The following is a 23036-nucleotide window of genomic DNA, read 5'->3' as shown; positions in this document are numbered from 1 at the left end:
CTGCCTAAACAAAGAACCGCGGAAAGGGATCGATGTCATGCATGAACTGGCGGAGAACATTGCCAAACAGGATATTGGTTAGCGGAGATGTATTGCAAATGTTCAAAGCCGGGATCATGGACATTGCTGATTTATTCGTGATCAATAAAGCCGATTTACCAGGGAAGGAGAAGCTGAAAAACCATATTACGGGATTTGACAGACTCCACAGCATTTTTGGAGTTGGCCGATCAACCGGATGCAGATTCGTATGCGATTGGCGTTGGTCTGGTACAAAAAATGGAAGCAGGAGGTGATGGAGAATGAACGGAAGCAAAGTCACTTCAACGATAAAAGATGAGCAACTAATCGAGCGGAGACGTAATCAAATGATCAAGGGCGCGGTCAGTTTGTTTAAAGAAAAGGGATTCCATCGGTCCACAACCAGGGAAATTGCTAAAGCTTCGGGGTTCAGTATCGGCACGCTTTACGAATATATTCGAACCAAAGAAGACGTACTGTTTTTGGTTTGCGACTCGATTTACGAAAAGGTGAAAGCGCGTATGGAAGCTGCCTTTTTGAAGGAAAGCGCCAGTTTGGATCATTTGGTGCAGGCAGTCCGTGCTTATTATTTGCTGATGGATGAGATGCAGGATGAGGTGGTCATCATGTACCAGGAAATGAAATCGCTTTCAAAGGAAGCGCAGGAATATGTAATGCAAAAAGAAAAAGCCATGGTCGCCATGCTGGAGCAGCTGTTGCAGGATAGTGTCCCGCACCGGCTTAACCAAAGAGATATTTCATTGATTGCCAACAACATTTTCATCCAGGGGCAAATGTGGGGCTTCCGCCGATGGATGCTGCAGAAAGAGTTTACGATCGCTTCGTATACAGAACGACAAGTCGCTTTTTTGTTGGCAGGAATTGGTCTTGGTGATGGCTTGCCTGCAACAGGCTGTTGACAGGTTCATTTTAGTGATTAGGAAGGGGAGGATTTTAGATGGAAAAGGTGGAGATTTATCAACCGGTTCACCCGGTCAGATTTGTGACATCTTCAAGCTTGTTTGACGGACATGATGCGTCGATCAATATTATGCGCAGGATTTTGCAGGCAAGTGGGGCGGAGGTAATCCATCTCGGGCATAACCGATCCGTAGAAGAAATCGTCAATGCCGCCATCCAGGAGGATGTACAGGGGATAGCGATTTCCTCCTATCAAGGCGGACACGTCGAATACTTCAAGTATATGGTGGATTTATTAAAAGAAAAGGGCGCTGGCCATATCCGGGTTTACGGAGGCGGCGGAGGTGTCATCATTCCACGGGAAATAAAGGAGCTGCACGACTATGGGGTGGCACGAATCTTTTCTCCGGAAGACGGCCGTTCTTACGGCTTGCAGGGAATGATCAATCAAATGTTGGAGGAATGTGACTTTGTGCCACCGGTCGATTTGGCGGATGAGGTCGAAAGACTGTCAACAGGGGATTATCAAGCATTGGCAAAGCTGATTAGTGTCGTCGAAAACAATGCTAATTCCGAGCAGGCAGCAGCAATAGAAGCAGTGCGCGACAACCGGCTAACCCAAAAGATTCCGGTACTGGGGATTACGGGTACAGGCGGCGCCGGAAAAAGCTCCTTGACAGATGAACTGATCAGGCGATTCCTCAACGAAATTCCGGATAAAAAGCTGGCTGTTTTATCTATCGACCCTACCAAAAAGAAAACAGGCGGGGCACTTCTGGGCGATCGTATTCGCATGAATGCCATTTTTTCGGATCGGGTGTTCATGCGGTCTTTGGCAACCCGCAACTCCAGCAGCGAGTTATCCAGATCAATCAATGACGTCATTGAAATTGCCAAGGGAGCCGGAATGGACCTGATCATTGTGGAAACGAGCGGCATCGGCCAAGGGAACGCTGCGATAACGGATGTCTGTGATTTATCCATGTATGTAATGACCGCTGAATTCGGCGCACCATCCCAGCTGGAAAAAATCGATATGATCGATTATGCAGATTTTCTCGTCATCAATAAGTTTGAGCAAAAGGGGTCGGAAGACGCACTCAACCAGGTCCGTAAGCAGTATGAGCGGAGCCGCATGCTGTTCCATCAGGATAAGCAGACATTCCCGGTGTTCGGAACCATTGCCAGTCAATTTAATGATGCCGGAACAAATACATTGTTTGCCGCGATTGTCGAAAAATTGAATGAGGATTTTGACTGGGAAAATACGACATCCTTCGCAAAAGCGAAAAACGTCGAAAAACAAAATGTGATCATTTCGAACGATCGCCGCCATTATTTGCGGGATATCGCCTCTATCGTCAAAAATTATCATAAAAAGGCAGAGGATCAAGCCTCTGTCGCCAGAAAAATCGAGCATTTGCAGGCGACGGTGGAGCTTGTCGAAAAAAATGAGGAAGTGGAGAAACAGCTAAAGGAGCAGCTCGAGAAACAGCAAGCGTTGCTTGATGGTAGCAGCAAACAGTTGCTGGAAAGTTGGGATGAGACAAGGGAGCGTTATCAGGGGGACGACATGACCTTCCGTGTCAGAGATAAAGATGTGACCATGGAAATCAGTACCGAGAGCCTGTCCGGGCTGCGAATCCCCAAAGTAGCGTTTCCGAGCTTTACCGATTGGGGCGACCGTCTGATTTGGCTGTTGAAGGAAAATGTTCCGGGTGCTTTTCCATTTACCGCCGGTGTTTTCCCTTTCAAACGAAAAGGAGAGGACCCGAAGCGTCAATTTGCCGGAGAAGGCACACCAGAGCGAACCAACCGCAGGTTTCATTACTTATCGAAGGATGATGAGGCCAAACGTCTCAGCACGGCGTTTGACTCCGTAACCCTGTACGGGGAAAACCCGGACCCGCGCCCCGATATTTATGGCAAGGTCGGCGAAAGCGGCGTCAGTGTGTGTACGTTGGATGATATGAAAAAACTGTATGACGGATTTGACTTGATCGATCCGAAAACGTCGGTGTCCATGACCATCAACGGACCGGCTCCGATTATCCTGGCCATGTATTTTAATACAGCCATTGATCAGCAGCTCGCCAAATTCGCTAGTGAGAACTGCCGGGAACCGACAAGCGAGGAAGCGGCAGATATCAAGGCCAGCACGCTTGCCACTGTCCGGGGCACGGTCCAGGCAGATATTCTCAAGGAGGATCAAGGTCAGAACACCTGTATTTTTTCAACTGAATTCGCCTTGCGGATGATGGGCGACATTCAGCAATATTTCATCGATCATCAGGTGCGCAACTACTATTCTGTTTCGATTTCCGGCTACCATATCGCCGAAGCTGGAGCCAATCCGATTACGCAATTGGCGTTCACTCTCGCGAACGGGTTTACCTATGTCGAATATTACTTGAGCAGGGGGATGGATATCGATAAATTTGCGCCGAACCTATCCTTCTTTTTCTCCAACGGACTCGACCCGGAATACACTGTGATCGGCCGTGTCGCCAGGAGAATTTGGGCTATCGTGATGAGGGATAAATATGGTGCGGGGGAACGCAGCCAAAAACTGAAGTATCACATTCAAACGTCTGGTCGTTCCCTGCACGCCCAGGAAATCGACTTTAACGATATCCGTACGACTTTACAGGCGTTGATTGCCATTCAGGATAACTGCAATTCCCTTCATACTAATTCTTATGACGAAGCGATTACGACGCCGACTGAAGGGTCTGTCCGCCGGGCGATGGCAATCCAAATGATTATCAACAAAGAGTTCGGCTTGACCAAAAACGAGAATTCGTTGCAAGGCTCCTTTATTATTGATCAGCTTACCGATATGGTGGAAGAAGCGGTTTTACAGGAATTTGAACGAATCAACGACCGCGGCGGTGTCCTTGGTGCGATGGAAAGGCAGTATCAGCGCGGCAAAATTCAGGAGGAATCTCTTTACTATGAAGCCAAAAAGCATTCCGGAGAGCTGCCGCTAATCGGCGTCAACACATATTTAAACCCGAATCCGCCTGCCGAAGATTATATGGACAGCATGGAGCTTGCCCGTGCCTCCGAAGAGGAAAAACAGCACCAAATCAAAGAATTGGAGAGGTTCCATAAGGAGCATGAACAGGAAGTGCAAGCGGCCCTTGATCGCTTGAAGCAGACAGCTGCTTCAGGAGGGAACATTTTTGCTGAACTGATGGAAACGGTCAAAGTGGCAAGCTTGGGGCAAATCACGAGTGCCCTCTATCAAGTTGGCGGCCAATATCGACGCAATATGTAGGGGTTGTACGAATATATCGTTTACGAACAGGCTGATGTTAGCATGCTCGAATAAGAGGTTCCTTGCTCTGGGTTTACTGACTCTTTTTATTTCCAATATAGATACAAGATGTGGACTGTGTCATGGAGCTTCCTTGAGACGATCTCCTTCGTGAAAGGCTGGCTTACTGGTACGGAAGCGGCTTGGCTAAAAAAAGTGAAAGGAATTGCCAAAGCTTGTTTAAGCACCCAATCTGAAAGCCTGGGAAAAATATGCAATGATAATGGAAAGGATGCCGTTCCGTTTAACGTGCATCCTTTCGATGAACTAACTTTGGATGATAATAGAGAGGCAAATGGATTTTTTTATCTTATCAGGTTTATTTCCTGCTAAAAATGTGAAAAGTAATTGGATATGAAAGGTGATAAGAAAAGCGCCGATTGGCGGGCCGGCAGGCAATGGAATTAGACAAGATAGCACGAGTTACGTTCTAATCTCTTTACAAAGCCTCTGCAAAACCTCTTGATCCGGAAAACGCTTGGAACGCTGCCTTTGGAAATATAGGCTATTATTGCAATTTGATTTTTATAACCATATAATGTATGAGAGGATTTGTTATCAGTATGGCATGCCGGTTGTACCGGGCAGCCAGTACGTAAAGATCGAAGCAATTTCATTGATCTAATACCAACCAGAAACAGGCAGCGGCTCCAGCTGGAAACCTGTCTGGAAGTTTAATAAATTGACGTAAAGGGAGTGCTTGACCGTGAGCTTGACAAACTACAGCCACGAGGAGATTTCGGATTTATCGATGATCGAACTGGCAAGTGAAATTCTTGCCGAAGAGAAAAAGGCAAAAGATTTCAGGGAAGTATATGAGCGTATTACGGAACTGAAAGGGTTCACAGACGCCCAAAAAGATGAAAATATCGCGCAATTTTATACCGACTTAAACACGGACGGTCGTTTTTTGACGATTGGGTCCAACCTCTGGGGACTGAAAGATTGGTATCCGATCGAGCAGATTGAAGAGGAAATCACGGAAGCACCGAAAAAGAAAAAGAAAAAAGCGAAAGCAAAAACAAGTAAACGGAAAAAAGAGGACATCTACGTGGAAGAGGAAGTCGATGAAGATCTTGATGAATTGGTAGAAGACCTTGATTTTGACGATATCGACACAACTGATGAGTTCGCCAATGACAATGACGAAGATTTTGACGACGAGGATAGCGATACCGATACTGATAAAGCGGATAATGATAACGAGTACGACGGCGACTTCCGCAGCGGCAAACTGGATGATGAAGATCAGAAAGTTGTCGAGGAAGACGTCTCTTATGTCGGTGATGAAGATGACGACGATGCGAACGATGACAATTATAACTAAATAAAACGGCGCTTGACTTTCCACAGGCAAGTGAGTAAAATTTTATTTGGGCTCTTTAAATTATTGTTCGTTTATAAAAGCGTTCCCCTGAACAGGGGAGCGCTTTTGCTATTTTCAGGAGAAAAAATTGCATGTACACTTTCTCCATGACGTGTTTATTCTGGGAAATTTACATGTAAAGGAACCCTGCTATGATGAAGAAAAGGCTTTTTTCACAGACGGGGCTGCATGGTAATGGTCGCGGTAGACGCAGATTCCAACTGCATGAGACCAATTTCGGGTGGTATTTGGATTCGATCCGGCAACATGCTTCGTTTTCCGTGGCGGAGGATCAGCGCTCATCTAACAAGTACAGAGGAAATGCATGTTAGAGGGTTGGGGTTTCTATTGAATCGGATAGGATAGACACCATTAGGAAGAAAACAGCGTTCATATAAAACAGCTGATTGGAAAATCTAACCGATAAGCAAAAGCTTGCTATTGTTTACCGGCTGTTATATGATGATTATTTTTATAAGAACCAGTTCATTCAAGGAATCATTAACATAGAAAGAGGGATGTAGGGTGACAAAGTATATTTTTGTAACAGGAGGAGTTGTCTCCTCGCTTGGAAAAGGAATAACGGCAGCATCGCTGGGACGTCTGCTGAAAAATCGGGGATTAAATGTAACGATCCAGAAATTTGATCCATATATCAATGTCGATCCTGGTACAATGAGTCCGTATCAGCATGGAGAAGTTTTCGTCACAGAAGACGGAGCGGAAACAGATCTTGACCTGGGACATTACGAGCGATTCATCGACATTAATCTTAACAAATACAGCAACGTAACCACAGGTAAAATCTATTCGACGGTAATCAAAAAAGAACGAAAAGGCGATTACCTCGGAGGAACCGTCCAAGTGATCCCTCATATTACCAATGAAATCAAGGACAAAGTATTCCGTGCCGGCCAACAGACCAATGCGGATGTGGTCATCACCGAAATCGGCGGAACAGTCGGGGATATTGAATCCCTTCCTTTTCTGGAAGCAATCAGGCAAATCAAAAGCGATATCGGCAGGAACAATGTCATGTATCTGCACTGTACACTTGTCCCTTACCTGAAAGCGGCCGGGGAAATGAAGACAAAGCCGACACAGCATAGTGTGAAAGAGCTTCGTTCCCTTGGCATCCAGCCGGACGTCATCGTGCTTCGTACAGAGATGGAAATCAGCCAGGACATGAAGGACAAAATCGCTTTGTTCTGCGATATTGATCCGAAGGCCGTAGTAGAGGCTGGCGACGCCGATACGCTTTACCATGTTCCGATCTCCCTGCAAGCTCAGCAGTTGGATCAATTGACCTGCGATCATTTCGGGCTTGATTGCGAACCGGCCGATATGACAGAGTGGAATGAATTAGTCCGTAGAGTTACCAGTCTCACCAACCAGGTAACGATCGGTCTGGTAGGAAAATACGTGGAACTGCCGGATGCTTATATTTCGGTAGTAGAAGCATTGAAGCATGCCGGTTATCATTACGACTCGGACATCAATATCCGCTGGATTAACTCCGAGCAAGTAACGGCCGAAAACGTGGCAGCGAAACTGGAGGGTGTGGATGGAGTATTGGTACCCGGCGGTTTTGGTGACAGAGGAATTGAAGGCAAGATCGATGCGATCCGTTACGCCCGGGAAAACAAAGTTCCATTCTTGGGAATTTGTCTTGGCATGCAATTGGCAACTGTCGAGTTTGCTCGTAACGTCCTCGGTTTGGATGGAGCGCATTCGGCGGAAATCAATCCGGATACACCGCATCCAATCATCGACCTGCTTCCGGAACAGAAGGATGTGTCGGATCTTGGCGGTACCCTGAGACTTGGCGTGTATCCGTGCCGGTTGAAACAAGGCACCAAAACACGGGCAGCATACGGAGAGGAAGACGTCGTGTATGAACGCCATCGTCACCGTTTTGAATTCAATAACTTCTATCGGGAACAGATGGAGGCGGAAGGATTTGTTTTCTCCGGGACAAGTCCGGACGGCCGGTTGATTGAAACGATTGAGTTGGAAGACCACCCTTGGTTCGTCGCTTCTCAGTTCCACCCGGAATTCAAGTCAAGACCGAATCGGCCTCAACAGCTGTTTGATGGGTTTATTGCTGCTTCAGCGACATACAGAGACAATCAATAGATAAGTGTGTTATTTATAAAAAGCGCAGCCGTGCGTCCCAGGACAAAACGGTGCGCTTTTTTGTGTCAGCGAACAAAGTATCATTAATTTATGAGAATAGTGCTAAACCATCGCTGCATTTTCCGCGGGCGGCAAAACAAGAAGACATAATTCTTCAAATTCAGCAGGAAATTGTACCTTTATATCGAACAAATAATAGACCTGGAATCTTTACATTTGGCCAACCGTGTGAAAATATGGTTGATAGGCAAAAAGCATTATTTTGGTTATAGGTAATTAGGCGGTAAGTTTCGGTTCAACAGGATAAACACTGCTAAACCTGAAGGGGAAACGGGAAAGAAATAGAAAAATGCTTACATAACACGCAATAGTTTCAAATCAGGAAGGGTTGAAAAACAAATGAAAAAAACCGTAATGATTGTTGATGACCAACCGGGAATTCGTTTGCTGCTGGAGGAAATTTTGAAAACGGAAGGGTATGAAATTAAAACAGCAGAAAATGGCAAGGAGGCACTCGATAAAATTGTAAATGAACCGCCTGATTTACTGATGGTTGATTATAAGCTGCCAATAATGGACGCAAGCGCACTTCTGCACCGTCTAGCGGAAAGAGGCGTTACAGTGCCGGCAATCTTGATGAGCGGCTTGGCCGAAGAATTGGAAGGGAAAAAGGATCAATTTCCGATGGTAAAAGAAATCTTTGCCAAACCCTTCAATATCGAGGAGGCAAGAGAGAGAGTCAATCGGATATTGGCGAACAAAAACAACAATTGATTACATAATAATCTGAAAAAAACGGGTAAGCGGTATCTTTTAACTGTTTTGTTGCACCGCGGGGTGGTAGTTGGTATTCTTATACTGTACCCAATCAAAAATACTTATTGACTGGATATTGCATACTAAGCAAGACAACATACCCTAAGGAGGAAAAACAGCATGCCATTAGTTTCAATGAAAGAAATGCTTGAAGAAGCTAAGCAGAAGAACTATGGTGTCGGACAATTCAACTTGAACAATCTTGAATATGCCCAGGCCGTTCTTCAAGCAGCAGAAGAAGAAAAATCCCCAGTAATCCTCGGTGTTTCGGAAGGCGCCGCAAAATATATGGGTGGTTTCAAAGTGGTTGTATCGATGGTGAAAGCGCTGATGGAGGAATATGGTACGACAGTGCCGGTAGCAATTCATTTGGACCACGGCTCTAGCTTTGAAAAGTGTGTCCAGGCTATTCATGCCGGATTCACTTCCGTTATGATTGACGGTTCCCATTTTCCGCTGGAAGAAAACATTGCATTGACAAAGAAAGTGGTAGAAGTGGCCCACATTAACGGCGTTTCAGTTGAAGCTGAGCTTGGCCGTATCGGTGGTCAGGAAGATGACCTGGTTGTTGAAGATGCCGAAGCTGCGTATGCGATCCCGGCCGAATGTGAACGGCTTGTCAACGAGACAGGTGTTGACTGCTTTGCCCCTGCGCTTGGCTCTGTGCACGGCCCTTATAAAGGGGAACCGAATCTGGGCTTTGACCGTATGGAAGAAGTATTCAACCTGGTGAATGTACCATTGGTATTGCATGGTGGAACAGGTATCCCGACAAAAGATATCAAACGTGCGCTTTCTCTTGGTACGTCCAAAATCAACGTAAACACGGAAAATCAGATCGCACAGGCGAAAAAAGTACGTGAAGTACTTGCTGAACAACCGGACCAATACGATCCTCGTAAATATCTGGGACCTGGACGCGAAGCGATCAAACAAACCGTCATTGGCAAAATGCGTGAGTTTGGTTCTTCTAACCGTGCCTAAAGCTGCTTAAAAATGGTGAAAAAAGGGAACTGTCTATACGGGCAGTTTCCTTTTCATACCATCCTACTCTCAAGCCATCATTCCTACAACAATCAACTAAGATACATACTAAACACATTCAGTTCCATTGTTCCTTTTGTGTCAAATACCGATAGGTACGGAGGCGCCTGCTCTTCATCCGGAGTTAAATCTGAAGAAGAGTGGTATAATGAAGTTTTCTGTGGAGACTGCCCTTAGGGAGATAATCAGGCGTCACATCTGTTTTGCTAACTAACAATCAAGGCTTCACAGAAATGAACGATTCCACGGCAGCATTTGTTGTGAAGAAGAAGCTGAAAGCGGTTAAGGCGCTGGCCGTTCTAAAACCAACGCCGCTTTATAGAAGGGGGAGGCTGCGGCCGCTCCCTGCCAAATAAGAATCAAGCTCCAAGGTATTAAACTGTCTTTGCCGGATTGGCAGATGTAAAATTAGTATTGTTTGGCAAAAATTGTGTAGAATAAGGTTGACTAACTAGAATACTGCAGGTTGTTCGGATTGATGACCATACTTATTCCTGTTAAATGTAAATTGTGTTTTGAACCAAAGTGACAACGGTAGGGACAGCCGCTGTCAGAAAAACTGTTTCGAACAATCTCAGGGAGTGAGGAGTTCCAGATGCAAAAAATACTCGTAGAAGGCGGCAGACCTTTGAATGGCAAAGTAAGAATCAGCGGAGCGAAAAACAGTGCGGTTGCATTGCTGCCGGCTGCAATACTCGCAGAATCGAAAGTGATTATCGAGGGCTTGCCGAGAATATCGGATGTAGACGTACTGGGAGATTTACTGGAGGAAATCGGCGGTGACGTTTCCTGGAAGGGCGAGACGATTCATATTGATCCAAGCAATATGATCAACATGCCGCTTCCGAGCGGAAAAGTGAAAAAACTTCGTGCCTCTTACTATTTCATGGGTGCAATGCTCGGTCGATTCAAAGAAGCGGTAATTGGGTTGCCGGGAGGATGCCATCTAGGCCCTCGCCCGATTGATCAGCATATCAAAGGCTTTGAGGCGCTTGGTGCTAAAGTGACCAATGAACAAGGTGCGATTTACTTGCGGGCGGATGAATTGCGTGGGGCCCGGATTTATCTGGATGTCGTCAGTGTCGGGGCTACGATAAACATTATGCTCGCAGCGGTGAGGGCAAAAGGGAAGACAATCATCGAAAATGCAGCCAAAGAACCGGAAATTATCGATGTCGCAACGCTGCTCACCAGCATGGGGGCGAAAATAAAGGGAGCCGGAACGGACGTTATCCGGATTGAGGGATGTGAAAACCTGACAGGCTGTATGCATACCATCATCCCAGACAGAATTGAAGCGGGGACTTACACAATCATGGCAGCTGCCCAGGGAGAAAAAGTATTGATCGACAATGTCATCCCCCAGCACCTTGAATCCTTGCTGGCCAAGCTCCGTGAGATGGGCGTATCCATCGACGAAGGAGATGAGCAGCTGCTTATCCAGCCTGGAAAAGAATTAAAGAGTGTCGATATCAAAACACTTGTCCATCCTGGTTTTCCGACCGATCTGCAGCAGCCGTTCACCTCTTTGCTGACCAAGGCAAAAGGAACCGGTGTGGTGACGGATACAATCTATCAGGCCCGATTGAAACATATTGATGAACTGCGCAGAATGAATGCACTAATCAAGGTGGAAGGCGGGTCGGCTATCGTTTCCGGGCCAGTCCAGCTGGAAGGCGCGAAAGTAAAAGCGAGCGACCTGCGGGCAGGTGCTGCATTGATTGCGGCAGGTTTGATGGCCGAAGGCGTGACGGAAATAACCGGTTTGGAGCACATAGACCGGGGGTATGAACAAATTACAGAGAAGCTGTCCAATCTAGGCGCAAAAATTTGGCGGGAGGAAATGACTGCTGAAGAAGTGGAGCAGTTTCAAAATTCTTGATTAGTAATGGAATAGGCGTAAGCCGAGTCGCTTGAGACGGCGCAAAAAAGAAAAGCTGTCCGGTTCTTCCGCAAGCTGGACAGGCTTTTCCCATGTCCTCTGACTAGCACTCCGCTTTATTTGTATGTCCCCCTTAAAAAGAACGAGCGATGGGTTTTTCGACAGGGATTTGTAAGGGTATACAGTATTCTTGGTGGCAACCGGATAAATTATAGTTGAATAATTAAGAAAGAAACGGTACTATGGAAGAAGTTTAATAAGTGTTTCGTTTGGAAATAATGAGTGACGTAATCATGTAAAAACTTCTATTCTAGTTTTATGCTTTCCTTCAACTTCTTCTTGGATCGGCTTTTTATGCTATCAGAATGCACGAGTGCATGGATGATAGTATATATAGTTATATAGTGAAGCGCAGGCTTTCGCCAATGAGACTAGTCGCGTTTACCCATAGTGTTGAAAAGAAAAGCCTTTAGTGAACACTCGACGGCTTTCCTACAGGATTTTCCTCCATCCGCTAAATCTATCAAAGCTATCCAATGAGGCTCCACAGGAAGTGCATTACTACCCAATCCATTTATTACGATTGAAAATAAACCTGTAGCGCTGCTGTGTCTTTTTAGTGGTGCTGGCATCTGTCTGCGATTATGCAGCAATCCAAAAAGGGTTATGTACGATAAAAATACCAAAATTTAATAGGTGTGGTGATTTTGTGGCTGAATTGACCATTTCTCATTTAGAGACGTTAACATTGAAAGAATTATATGAAAAAGCAAAGGAATACAAAGTATCCTATTATGCAAAGCTCACCAAGCGCGAGCTTGTTTTTTCCATTTTAAAAGCCCAGGCGGAAAAGGACGGCTTTTTGTTCATGGATGGTGTTTTGGAAATCATTCCTTCCGAAGGATTTGGTTTTCTTCGCCCAATCAATTATTCACCAAGTGCTGAAGACATTTATATTTCAGCATCCCAAATTAGACGCTTTGACCTGCGCAATGGTGATAAGGTGTCTGGAAAAGTACGTCCGCCAAAAGAAAATGAGCGATATTACGGTTTGCTTCACGTAGATGCGGTAAACGGTCAAAATCCGGAAACCGCCAAAGAACGCGTCCACTTTCCTGCCTTGACGCCGTTGTATCCAGACCGGTTGATGCGTTTGGAGACAGAAACAAGAAAGCTGTCGACAAGGATTATTGATTTAATGACACCAGTCGGTTTCGGACAACGCGGACTGATTGTCGCCCCTCCAAAGGCGGGGAAAACCATGCTTTTGAAACAAATCGCCAACAGCATTTCCAAGAATCATCCCAATGCGAAACTGATTATTCTGCTGGTTGATGAACGTCCGGAAGAGGTGACCGATATCGAACGCTCTGTCCATCCGGATGTCGATGTTGTCAGCTCTACGTTTGATGAAGTACCGGAAAATCATATTAAAGTTTCCGAGCTTGTACTGGAACGGGCAATGCGGCTTGTGGAGCACAAAAAGGATGTCATTGTGCTGATGGACAGTATTACCAGATTGGCCCGGGCTTATAACCTGGTCATCCCGCCAAGCGGACGTACGTTGTCCGGCGGTATCGACCCTGCAGCGTTCCATCGTCCTAAACGATTCTTCGGTGCTGCGCGTAATATTGAGGAAGGCGGAAGCTTTACCATCCTGGCAACCGCTCTGGTGGATACAGGCTCGCGCATGGATGACGTTATTTACGAAGAGTTCAAAGGAACCGGTAATATGGAACTTCATCTGGATCGAAGTCTTGCTGAGCGTCGGATTTATCCGGCTATCGACATTTTACGTTCCGGGACAAGAAAAGAAGAATTGCTTGTCACCAAAGATCACTTGGATAAAATCTGGGCGATCAGAAAAACGATGCAAGACTCCAATGACTTTGTCGAGCGTTTCCTTCGCCGGATGCGAGCTTCGAAAAACAATGAAGAGTTTTTCCAGTCCATGGAGGAAGATATGAAGCGGAAAGGAACATCCAGAAGGGCGTAATTTGTTATCTGGTAAATGGCGGAAATACTTCCGTCTACCCGTCCTGATCCATGGCTGCCTTGCGTGATGGAGGCTTGCGTATCCATGCGAGACCATCTTATTTTTTCCAAACTGCCGCTTGCAAAGGCAATTTTACACTGGTATAATCAGTCTATGTGAGCTTAGAATAGATTGTTGTCCTAATGGACGGATATTCTGACGCCTCTTTCCGGATCGTATTCGGATTGCGGGCTTACAATAACTCTGTTTCCAAAGGATTCAGGGCAAAAGGAGTGGAAAGAACATGAAAGAACAAATTCATCCGGAATACAGAAAAGTAGTATTTCTTGATACTAGCTCTGACTACAAATTCCTTAGCGGTTCTACACAGTCTTCTGAAGAAACAATCGAATGGGAAGATGGCAACACTTACCCGTTGATCCGCGTGGAAATCAGCTCAGCTTCTCACCCGTTCTACACAGGTAAGCAAAAAGCGGACAAAGCTGGCGGTCGTGTCGATCGATTCAAGAAAAAATATAACCTTGGTTAATCCTCATCAGGGGAACATCCTGGTGGAAAAACCAAAGATAACCATGAAAAACAGGCAAATCGTCTAACTTTTTGCCTGTTTTTTTACTTTGTATTGTTGCGGGATGGGTGCAACAATTATGGAATCAAAACGAAAAGAACGTTTTTTAATAGATGAACAAGGCAATAACTATGTAAATAGAGGTACAACTGCGGCAGTAAGATGATCCAGCGTTTTTGCAATTTTGAAGGGAGTGTCCCGTTGATGTATGTAATGAAACAAAGTGGATGGGTAGAGCTGATTTGCGGCAGCATGTTTTCGGGTAAATCGGAGGAATTGATAAGAAGGGTACGTCGAGCTACATATGGAAATTTATCTGTCCGGGTATTCAAGCCTGCCATCGACAGTCGGTATTCCGAGGAATCGGTTGTTTCCCACAACGGCACGTCCATTTTGGCACGTCCGGTCGATAGAGGAGCTGATATTCTTGATTATATCGATGCAGATGTCGATGTAATAGGGATCGACGAAGTTCAATTTTTCGATGAAGAGATTGTCGGCATTGTCGATGAATTGGCGAATCATGGCCATCGGGTCATTGTTGCCGGACTTGATACCGATTTTAGGGGGGAACCGTTCGGCCCTGTACCGGAATTGATGGCGTTGAGCGAGTCGGTGACAAAGCTTAATGCGATTTGTCCGGTTTGCGGATCTCCGGCAAGCAGAACACAGCGTCTGATCGATGATAAGCCTGCTTCCTATGACGATCCTATCATTTTAGTGGGGGCTTCTGAGTCGTACGAGCCTCGTTGCCGTCACCATCACGAGGTACCGAACCGGCCCAGGCAAGCGCTAAACCTTGAAGCTTTTCCGACATCGAAATCATGATTTGTGAACAGGATGCCATTCCGGTATCCTGTTTTTTGCTGTCCAGAAGATGTCGGGATTTGGCGGGTGGGTAAGAAAGAGTATATCCGAAAAAAACGCAGCACGAATACGCTTCGCTTTCCGCGGGTGCCCCGTGAGCCTCCTCGACTTCGTCTGCGGGGTCTCACTTTGGTCACTGATCCCTGCGTGTATTCGTGCTGCTCAGAGCTCATTTAAAGGTTCTTCTATTCGTCACCAACTCTTCATAATAAATGCCGAGCTAAAGATCGTCTAACTTGTTGCATTCCTCCTCTGCTACTGGGCCCTTGCTTCTTTCTTAAATCGGAGGTTCGAAGGGAGCGGATATTATCTTGCCGCAGAAGCATGCTAAGGAAAAAGCATGGAGGTTGCATATGGATAGAATACTGTCAGCCATCTTTTGTTTGGCAATACTGAGCGCTTGTGGAAACGGGAATACCGGCCAAGAACAGGGGAGTGTGCCGCAGGGCGAAGAAGTGGAAACAACAGAAGAGGGTTATATCCAGTTGCGGGGCACCCAGCCACGGATATTCGACGAATATGGCGACCGAGAGCTCATTGCAGACACGAGCAGATCTGCAATCATACAGGCAGCTGAATCGGTTGGTGACGTTGCCGTGGAAAATGTCGAAATACTGGATGAAGAGATTAGAATCGATGCTGTTTTGCAGGGAGACTTTAACTCTGGAGAGAAAATGGCGAAAGTCAATCAAATTCGTCGATCGGTCGATGAACAGGTGAACGGTGGTTTTCTTGTGCGGGTGATCATTCGCTGATCTTATGGCTGGGGAAAGCACGGGTTCGGAGGGAAAATCGTGGCTTTCCTTTCCTCTCTTACACATAGATATAGATAACTATACGCCTTGATGATTTTTTTATTGCACTACATAAGAAACCGTCATTTTAACCAGAAGAGGTACAGCAGGCCAACGCGCTGGTATGTTAAAATAAATAGAAGAAACTGAGGGATTGTCAGCAATTGGAGTTAAGGGGGGACCGTACATGGAAAATCATTCGGAACAGCAGTTGTCCGAAGAAGTAAATCGTCTTAATAGGCGATTGACCGAACTGGAACAGAAAATAGAAAAAGAACCTCGTAAGCGGCGGCATCCACTATGGGAGGCTTGTTTGTATTTGCTAGCCGGTATTTTTCTGTTAGGACCAGCACTGGCGTTGGGAATGGGTCTGCTTGAACTGCTTGACAGCTGGATGTCACGCTGAGCTGGGTGACTAATACAATGATGGATGCCCCCCCGGCTAATCGCTGCCAAGCTTTTTTTGACGGGGTTTTTCTCCTGTACTATAATTATACTGTTAAGGAGAAAGAGGTGGATGAAGTGTTAGACAGACTGCAATCCTTGGAAGACCGTTATGATAAATTGAATGAACTGCTCAGTGATCCTGAAGTAATCAGTGATACAAAAAAGCTGCGTGAATATTCGAAAGAACAATCCGGCCTGGAAGATGTCATCCAGGCATACCGTGAATATAAAGAAGTGACCACCCAGCTGGACGATGCCAAAGTGATGCTGGATGAGGAACAGGACACAGAAATGCAGGATATGGTCAAGTCAGAAATCAGCGAGCTTTCCCAGCGGAAAGAGGAACTGGAAGAACAGTTGCGTATTCTTTTGCTGCCGAAGGATCCGAACGACGACAAAAACGTCATCATGGAAATCCGCGGTGCTGCTGGCGGCGACGAAGCTGCCCTGTTTGCCGGGGACCTTTACCGGATGTACTCCCGTTTTGCTGAATCGGAAGGCTGGAAGATCGACGTAATGGAAGCCAACACGACAGGTGTCGGGGGTTATAAAGAAATTATTTTCATGATTAATGGCGAGGGTGCTTTTTCCAAACTCAAATTTGAAAATGGCGCCCACCGCGTGCAACGTGTTCCGGAAACCGAATCAGGCGGAAGGATTCACACGTCCACTGCGACAGTGGTCGTTATGCCGGAAGCGGAAGAAGTGGAAGTCGATGTCCATGAGAAGGATATCCGTGTCGATACGTTTGCATCCAGCGGTCCTGGCGGTCAGAGCGTCAACACGACGATGTCTGCCGTGCGTTTGACCCATATGCCGACAGGAATCGTGGTATCGATTCAGGACGAAAAATCGCAAATCAAAAATAAGGAAAAAGCCATGAAAGTTTTGCGTGCCAGAATCTATGATAAGTTCCAGCAAGAAGCACAAGCGGAATACGATGAAACAAGAAAGTCGGCAGTAGGGTCAGGAGACCGTTCAGAACGTATCCGCACCTATAACTTTCCGCAAAACCGGGTGACGGACCATCGCATCGGTTTGACGATCCAAAAGCTCGACCAGATTTTGGAAGGGAAAGTCGGCGAAATCATCGATGCCTTGCTGATGGAAGAACAAACCAAAAAATTGGAACAAATCGGTGAATGACATGACAGCACAACGACGTACAATCAATGAAGCCCTTCGCTGGGCTTCTCTTTTTTTACAACAGCGCGACCGGGAACCGCGAGTCGCCGAAATTTTGCTGCAGTATCATACGGGATTAGAGCGGGCTGGATTTTTAGCCGCTCAGCGTGAATTATTGCCAAAGGAGACAGATGACCAGTTCATCGCAGATGTGAAAGCGCATGGTGAAACAGGAATACCCGTCCAGCATTTGACTGGAACAGAGGCATTCTACGGTCGTGATTTCCTCGTTGATAAGCATGTCTTGATCCCCCGTCCGGAAACAGAAGAATTGGTCCTCGGTGTCTTGGAATATGCCAGGGGACTTGGAGAAAAGCCTGTTCGGCTCGTCGATGTGGGAACCGGCAGCGGCGTAATCGCCATCACCCTGAAGTTGGAAAAACCTTCATGGAAGGTAGCCGCCACGGATATTTCCGAACACGCTTTACAAGTAGCGAAACAAAACGCAGACAGACTGGGAGCCGAAATTGATTTTCAACAGGGTTATTTTTTACAGCCAGTAGTAGAACGGCGAGAGCAGGTGGACATCATCGTTTCCAACCCGCCTTACATTGCGCATCAGGAAAAAGCTTCTCTGGATGAGACAGTGAAGAATTTCGATCCTGCATTGGCATTGTTTGCCGAGAAAGAGGGTCTGGCTGCTTACCACCAAATTATTGACCGGGCTGATTCTATTCTTGCCAGTCCGGGACTGATAGCTTTTGAAATTGGCCATCAGCAGGGGGTACAGGTTTCCGGATTGATTCGGAGTAAGTTTCCCGGAGCTTCCATTGATATAAGAAAAGACATCAATGGCAAGGATCGCATGGTGTTTGCGCAGATTTCCAAGAAACAGCCATAAAAAAATAGATTGCGAGTTTAAAAGCTTCTGCCTCTGTCCATACTGGAGCTATACAGTTAGCGAAAGGGGCAGGAGAAATGCGGAATTATTTTATCTATTTTCTTATTTTTTTAGCGTTGATTGGTTTTTTCCCGACAAAGGGGCTTGGACAGTTAGGACAAACGGATGCATCCGGTTATCAGGTCATACCGGACGAAGCTATTCGGCTTAGAATTTTGGCGAACAGTAATAGCGATCGTGATCAGGCTTTAAAGCGCCTGATTCGCGACCGGGTCAATGCCGATATTACAAAATGGGTTAGGGACATTTCCGATATAGAAGAAGCGAGAGAATTGATTCAGGACAAGCTTCCCGAAATTGAAGCTACCGTTCAGCAAGTGCTGGAAGAGGAAGATTCAGATCAAACCTATCAAGTAGAGTATGGAAGTAATGTGACGTTTCCGGACAAAGTATATGGTTCCTATGTTTATCCGGCCGGGGAATATGAAGCGATTCTGATTACGCTCGGTGCCGGCAAAGGTGCAAACTGGTGGTGTGTATTGTTTCCGCCGTTGTGCTTTCTCGATTTTGCAGATGGTTCCACTGTCGCTGAAGCAGAAGAAGAACCTCAAGAAGACTCGGGAAAATCGGAGCCGGAGGAAGAAAAGGAAGTAAAAGTGAAATTTTTCTTTTTAGACTGGTTCAGTTAAATCTATCATATCACGCTTCTATCACTCATAGACTAGTTTAAACAGCGGTTCCGTTCAGGAGAGCCGATTACCCAAACGGGATAGGGAGTGTACGGATGAAACTGATTCACACAAACAGGTTAGATGACCAGGTGTTACAGCGCTTTTTTGACGGATCATGGGAAGCTTTTCGTGGAAAACAAAACTTGAAGGAAAATGGATTCCTGATAGAAGTCCAAGGAGAATACAAAGCTTTTTTCGCCTTGCTTCCGATGGAGAGGCAGGTTTTTTGGCTGAAAAGCTTATATATTAAAGAAGGAGTGCCTTCTTCTTTTCCTTGGACTGTATTGGAAACGGCGATGGGGTTAGCTGGGGAGAAGGCAGCCGATAGTGTCTACATTTACAGCCACCAAGAAGCACTCGATACGTTGCTGGTGCTGTTGCAGTTTGAACAGGCTGCTTTTCCGTCTTTTGCTGAAGGCCATGTACTTCCGGAGGGGAACTGGTGGAAAAACTCTCCGGGAAAGGAAAAAAGGAAGTCGGTATCCAGGGCTTGAAATGACGTTGCATGATCCTGGCTCGTTTCCCTTGGGGATAAACGCAGGCGTTATTAACAATCTCTGTGTTATAACAGAGGTTATGCACAGCTGTTAATAAAAACTGTTGATAACTTGTGGAGAGTGGTGGATAACTGCGTCGTATAGGTCGTCCGTATGACTTTTACGTGTGCTGTAGAGCAGTTAGTAGGCATATACTCCTTGTTTCTTTCAATAAAAAGAGGCAATACAATCCCTTTGCAGTTTGTTTTCACCAGGGATTGTATTGTTTTTGGCTGGCTTTAGCGGGTTATGCACAATATGATGCAGAATTGCCAGAAAAGTTTCATAATGTGGATAAATTGTTGATAAGCAAATTCGTGAAGGGGTATAGTACTTATCAAACGTTTGATTAATTAAAGGAGTTAGTAACCGTGATGGATACAAAGGTATGGAAAATCGATCAAATAACTAGAGAAACAGACCCGGCAATTGAGGAAGCGTCAGCCTTGCTGGACAAAAATCAAGTAGTGGCTTTTCCGACAGAAACAGTCTACGGTTTGGGAGCGAATGCAAAAGAAGCAGATGCCGTGGATAAAATATTCCGGGCGAAAGGGCGTCCATCTGATAATCCGTTGATTGTCCATATAGCGGACCGTAATCAAGTCGATGATTATGTAGCAGAAGTACCGGAAGTTGCCGAAAAGCTATTGTCATCCTTTACCCCAGGTCCATTGACGCTGATTTTGAAAAGCAACGGCACAATTGCGGAAAATGTAACGGCAGGACTTCCATCAATTGGGGTGCGCATTCCAGACCATCCGGTGGCTCAAGCGCTTCTTCGAGCTTGTCGGCTTCCGCTGGCGGCACCAAGCGCCAATAAGTCCGGCCGGCCCAGCCCGACCACAGCAGAACATGTATATGATGACCTGCAAGGCAAAATTGCCGGACTCCTGGATGGCGGATCGACAGGAGTCGGCGTCGAATCGACCGTGGTGGATTGCACCGGAGAAATGCCGATTATTTTACGTCCTGGCGGGGTGACCCGGGAGCAGCTCGAAGAAGTCGTGGGAAGTGTTATGATCGATCCGGCACTTGCGTCTGATAGAGGAGAACTACCTGAGGACGGAGCTGTAGATAAACCGCGCGCACCAGGCATGAAGTACACACATTATGCCCCGGATGCGCCGATGTGGCTTGTGGACGGAGATCCCGCCTTTATGCAGGCGCAAATTGATGCACATCTCCAGGCCGGGGATAAAGTCGGGGTAATCGCCAGCGAAGAATTGGCGGCCGAATTGAACGCAGATCATGTCAATGTATGCGGCTCGCGGGATAACCTGAATGAAGTGGCAGCACATTTATACGACGCTCTGCGCTCATTCAAAAAATCAGATGTCGACATCATTCTCTGCGAAACATTCCCGGAAACAGGCGTCGGACAGGCAATCATGAACCGCCTCCAAAAAGCAGCAACCAAAAAAATCAACCAACTCTAAAAAAGCAGGAGGAACAGAAAAGCAGGAGGGACAGTCCCCAAACCCAGAACAGCACTCATCTGGTTGGATTGAGGGGACAGTCCCTCCTTTGATTCAACTACCGAATGTAGCGGCCGAACCGGTATGTTGGGGACAGTCCCCAAACACGCTTTGAAAGCCGGTTGTTTTGGCGCATTTACTCGTCTATCAAGGTTTTTTTGAGTCGAGGGACAGTCCCCGAATGGTACTGGCCGATCAGATCAGCAATTTTGGGGTCAGTCCCCAATTAATTCAAAATCAAAGTTATGGCAGGGTTTGGCCAGCTGTGGGGACTGACCCCGATATGATCTGCCCCCCAGGTTGACTCCGGTATTCTCTGTCTATCCCCCCTGTCCAATTCTGGGTAATATACCTTGTCTCTTTGGCATATAGTGGAATAGCATGTCCGGAGAGGGGTTGGCGGGATGTCTGGTGTGAATATCGGCGAGTATATTTCGTTGATTTTTATGGCTGCGGCTTTGGGGATGGATGCATTTTCTGTTGGTCTTGGGATGGGGATGCAGGCCTTGAGGCTGAAACGGATTTTTATTATCGGCGTCACAGTTGGTCTGTTTCATATGTTGATGCCGTTTATGGGAATCGGGGTGGGAAAATTTATTTCCACCAAAATCGAGGGGTTCGCAATTTTGGGGAGTGGACTGCTATTGTTCGCACTCGGTGTGCAGATGCTTTTATCCTCCTTCAACCAGGAAGATAAAAAGCTGATCAAGCCGATTGGTGCAGGACTTATATTATTTTCAATCAGCGTCAGTCTGGATAGTTTTTCGGTTGGCTTGAGCTTGGGGATGTCTGGTGTCCGCACTTTTCTGGCCATTGTCTTGTTCGGATGGTTCAGTGCGGTATTGACTTGGTCCGGCTTGCTACTTGGAAGAAAAGCTAGAGGTCTGATGGGGGTTTACAGCGAACTTCTGGGCGGAAGCATCTTGTGTGCATTTGGGTTGAAAATTATTTTTGGTTAGTCAGAGCGAACCAGGCTGTCTGCCGATTACACGGCAGACGGCTTTTTTTTGTTGTATAGGAAATGATAAATTTAATTGACTGTGGATCATTATTGGCTGAAACAGCCACGTCCAGCTCCAGCGCCTACCCCCTCGAGGTCTTAAGCCCACCCTCTGTGTGGCAATAAGCGCCACGCCGAGGCTGTTCTTAAGCTTGTCGGAGGCCCAAACGATGTGGGTCATGCAGGCGTTGCCACAGGACGTGGCGGCTCTAGCCTGTACTCCTTTAAACTGGCGCTTGCGCTTTTGTCCCAAAAAAACGATCATATTCAGTCCTCAATTTTTTAAACAGAAAGTTTTCCATAGGGAATGTCGTGCTAAATGATATAATGGGGCAAGAAAAAAGGTATGATATCATTAGTAATATTGGAAGGAAGGACAGCGCCGGAATACCTGTTCCTTTCCTAGTTGGAGGTAAAAAGATGAAGATATTGTTTGTTTGCACGGGAAATACATGCAGAAGCCCAATGGCGGAAGCACTGCTGCGGGACAAGTTGCCGGGCGTTGAAGTCCAGTCTGCCGGGATTTTTGCTGGTGCTGGACAGCAGGCGTCCCACAGTACGATCGAGGTATTGGGGAAAAAGAACATCAATCTGGACCACCAATCGCAGCCGGTGACAGTACAGCTGCTAAACTGGGCAGACCTAGTACTGACCATGACCTCGCAGCATAAACAATCCCTTGCCATGCAATACCCTTCTTTCAGTGAAAAGCTGTATACCCTGAAGGAATATGTATTGGAGGGAGACGGGGATACTTGGGACCAGCTAAAAAAAGCCTATGCCGATCTGGAGGAAAAACGGGCAAGATTCATGAAAGAGAAGGGCAAAACCGTAGATCCGCACAAGCTTGATACAGAACTCCATCTTCATTTAAAACAAGAAATCAACCACATCCAGCAGCTGGAGGCAAGCCTGCCGGATTTCGACATATCCGACCCTTTTGGCGGAAATTTGAACACGTATCAAGAAACTTTGCAGGAAATCGAAAAGTATATTGAACTACTGGCCAAAAAGATAGACAATAGATAAAGAAGCAAGTAAATAAAGGTGTGGCAACTGGGAGAGCCCGGCTCAAATGGTACCGGGAGTAA

The 23036-nt window shown here is 46.4% G+C and carries 19 protein-coding genes and 1 pseudogene; all 20 read left to right on the top strand.

The window, feature by feature from the left end; translation table 11 throughout:
• Positions 1–80 precede the first annotated feature (80 nt).
• A pseudogene (locus tag ERJ70_RS17400) lies at positions 81–179 on the top strand (methylmalonyl Co-A mutase-associated GTPase MeaB); the annotation flags it as partial.
• Between the two features lie 123 nt (positions 180–302).
• Positions 303–941 carry a TetR/AcrR family transcriptional regulator gene (locus tag ERJ70_RS17395; RefSeq protein ID WP_209366014.1) on the top strand — a complete coding sequence of 213 codons (639 nt, stop codon included), beginning with the start codon at positions 303–305 and terminating at the stop codon, positions 939–941.
• Between the two features lie 38 nt (positions 942–979).
• A complete protein-coding gene (icmF, locus tag ERJ70_RS17390) occupies positions 980–4222 on the top strand; it encodes a fused isobutyryl-CoA mutase/GTPase IcmF (protein WP_209366013.1) in 3243 nt (1080 codons plus the stop codon).
• A 745-nt stretch (positions 4223–4967) separates the two neighbouring features.
• Positions 4968–5588: a DNA-directed RNA polymerase subunit delta gene (gene rpoE / locus ERJ70_RS17385; protein ID WP_209366012.1), complete on the top strand. Its 621-nt coding sequence runs from the start codon at positions 4968–4970 to the stop codon at positions 5586–5588.
• Between the two features lie 564 nt (positions 5589–6152).
• Positions 6153–7763, top strand: a complete 1611-nt coding sequence (gene pyrG / locus ERJ70_RS17380) for a CTP synthase (RefSeq protein ID WP_209366011.1) — start codon at positions 6153–6155, stop codon at positions 7761–7763.
• A gap of 399 nt (positions 7764–8162) precedes the next feature.
• Complete coding sequence (locus tag ERJ70_RS17375) at positions 8163–8537, top strand: response regulator (RefSeq protein WP_209366010.1); 375 nt, start codon at positions 8163–8165, stop codon at positions 8535–8537.
• A 162-nt stretch (positions 8538–8699) separates the two neighbouring features.
• Complete coding sequence (gene fba, locus ERJ70_RS17370; protein ID WP_209366009.1) at positions 8700–9563, top strand: class II fructose-1,6-bisphosphate aldolase; 864 nt, start codon at positions 8700–8702, stop codon at positions 9561–9563.
• 655 nt (positions 9564–10218) lie between these two features.
• The gene (gene murA / locus ERJ70_RS17365) at positions 10219–11505 is read left to right on the top strand and encodes a UDP-N-acetylglucosamine 1-carboxyvinyltransferase (protein ID WP_209366008.1); all 1287 of its coding nucleotides are present in this window, start codon (positions 10219–10221) and stop codon (positions 11503–11505) included.
• 709 nt (positions 11506–12214) lie between these two features.
• Positions 12215–13501, top strand: coding sequence for a transcription termination factor Rho (gene rho / locus ERJ70_RS17360; protein ID WP_209366007.1), 1287 nt, complete (start codon positions 12215–12217; stop codon positions 13499–13501).
• A gap of 283 nt (positions 13502–13784) precedes the next feature.
• The gene (locus ERJ70_RS17355; protein WP_026570790.1) at positions 13785–14030 is read left to right on the top strand and encodes a type B 50S ribosomal protein L31; all 246 of its coding nucleotides are present in this window, start codon (positions 13785–13787) and stop codon (positions 14028–14030) included.
• A gap of 243 nt (positions 14031–14273) precedes the next feature.
• Entirely contained in the window at positions 14274–14897 is a 624-nt protein-coding gene (locus ERJ70_RS17350) for a thymidine kinase (protein WP_209366006.1), read from the top strand.
• A gap of 392 nt (positions 14898–15289) precedes the next feature.
• Positions 15290–15691 carry a hypothetical protein gene (locus tag ERJ70_RS17345; RefSeq protein ID WP_209366005.1) on the top strand — a complete coding sequence of 134 codons (402 nt, stop codon included), beginning with the start codon at positions 15290–15292 and terminating at the stop codon, positions 15689–15691.
• A 226-nt stretch (positions 15692–15917) separates the two neighbouring features.
• Entirely contained in the window at positions 15918–16136 is a 219-nt protein-coding gene (locus ERJ70_RS17340; protein WP_209366004.1) for a hypothetical protein, read from the top strand.
• 116 nt (positions 16137–16252) lie between these two features.
• The gene (prfA, locus tag ERJ70_RS17335) at positions 16253–17323 is read left to right on the top strand and encodes a peptide chain release factor 1 (protein ID WP_209369508.1); all 1071 of its coding nucleotides are present in this window, start codon (positions 16253–16255) and stop codon (positions 17321–17323) included.
• A gap of 1 nt (position 17324) precedes the next feature.
• Complete coding sequence (prmC, locus tag ERJ70_RS17330) at positions 17325–18203, top strand: peptide chain release factor N(5)-glutamine methyltransferase (protein WP_209366003.1); 879 nt, start codon at positions 17325–17327, stop codon at positions 18201–18203.
• 77 nt (positions 18204–18280) lie between these two features.
• Positions 18281–18892 carry a stage II sporulation protein R gene (gene spoIIR / locus ERJ70_RS17325; protein ID WP_209366002.1) on the top strand — a complete coding sequence of 204 codons (612 nt, stop codon included), beginning with the start codon at positions 18281–18283 and terminating at the stop codon, positions 18890–18892.
• A gap of 95 nt (positions 18893–18987) precedes the next feature.
• Positions 18988–19428 (top strand): hypothetical protein, encoded by a 441-nt coding sequence (locus tag ERJ70_RS17320; protein WP_209366001.1) that lies wholly within the window; start codon positions 18988–18990, stop codon positions 19426–19428.
• Between the two features lie 416 nt (positions 19429–19844).
• Positions 19845–20906 (top strand): L-threonylcarbamoyladenylate synthase, encoded by a 1062-nt coding sequence (locus ERJ70_RS17315; protein WP_209369506.1) that lies wholly within the window; start codon positions 19845–19847, stop codon positions 20904–20906.
• A gap of 443 nt (positions 20907–21349) precedes the next feature.
• Positions 21350–21904 (top strand): manganese efflux pump MntP, encoded by a 555-nt coding sequence (locus ERJ70_RS17310; RefSeq protein ID WP_209366000.1) that lies wholly within the window; start codon positions 21350–21352, stop codon positions 21902–21904.
• Positions 21905–22365: 461 nt separating this feature from the next.
• Positions 22366–22974: a low molecular weight protein arginine phosphatase gene (locus ERJ70_RS17305; RefSeq protein ID WP_209365999.1), complete on the top strand. Its 609-nt coding sequence runs from the start codon at positions 22366–22368 to the stop codon at positions 22972–22974.
• The last annotated feature ends 62 nt before the right edge of the window (positions 22975–23036 follow it).

Source organism: Sediminibacillus dalangtanensis (genome assembly GCF_017792025.1).
Lineage (GTDB): Bacteria > Bacillota > Bacilli > Bacillales > Amphibacillaceae > Sediminibacillus > Sediminibacillus dalangtanensis.
This window is presented reverse-complemented; position numbering and strand designations above follow the sequence as displayed.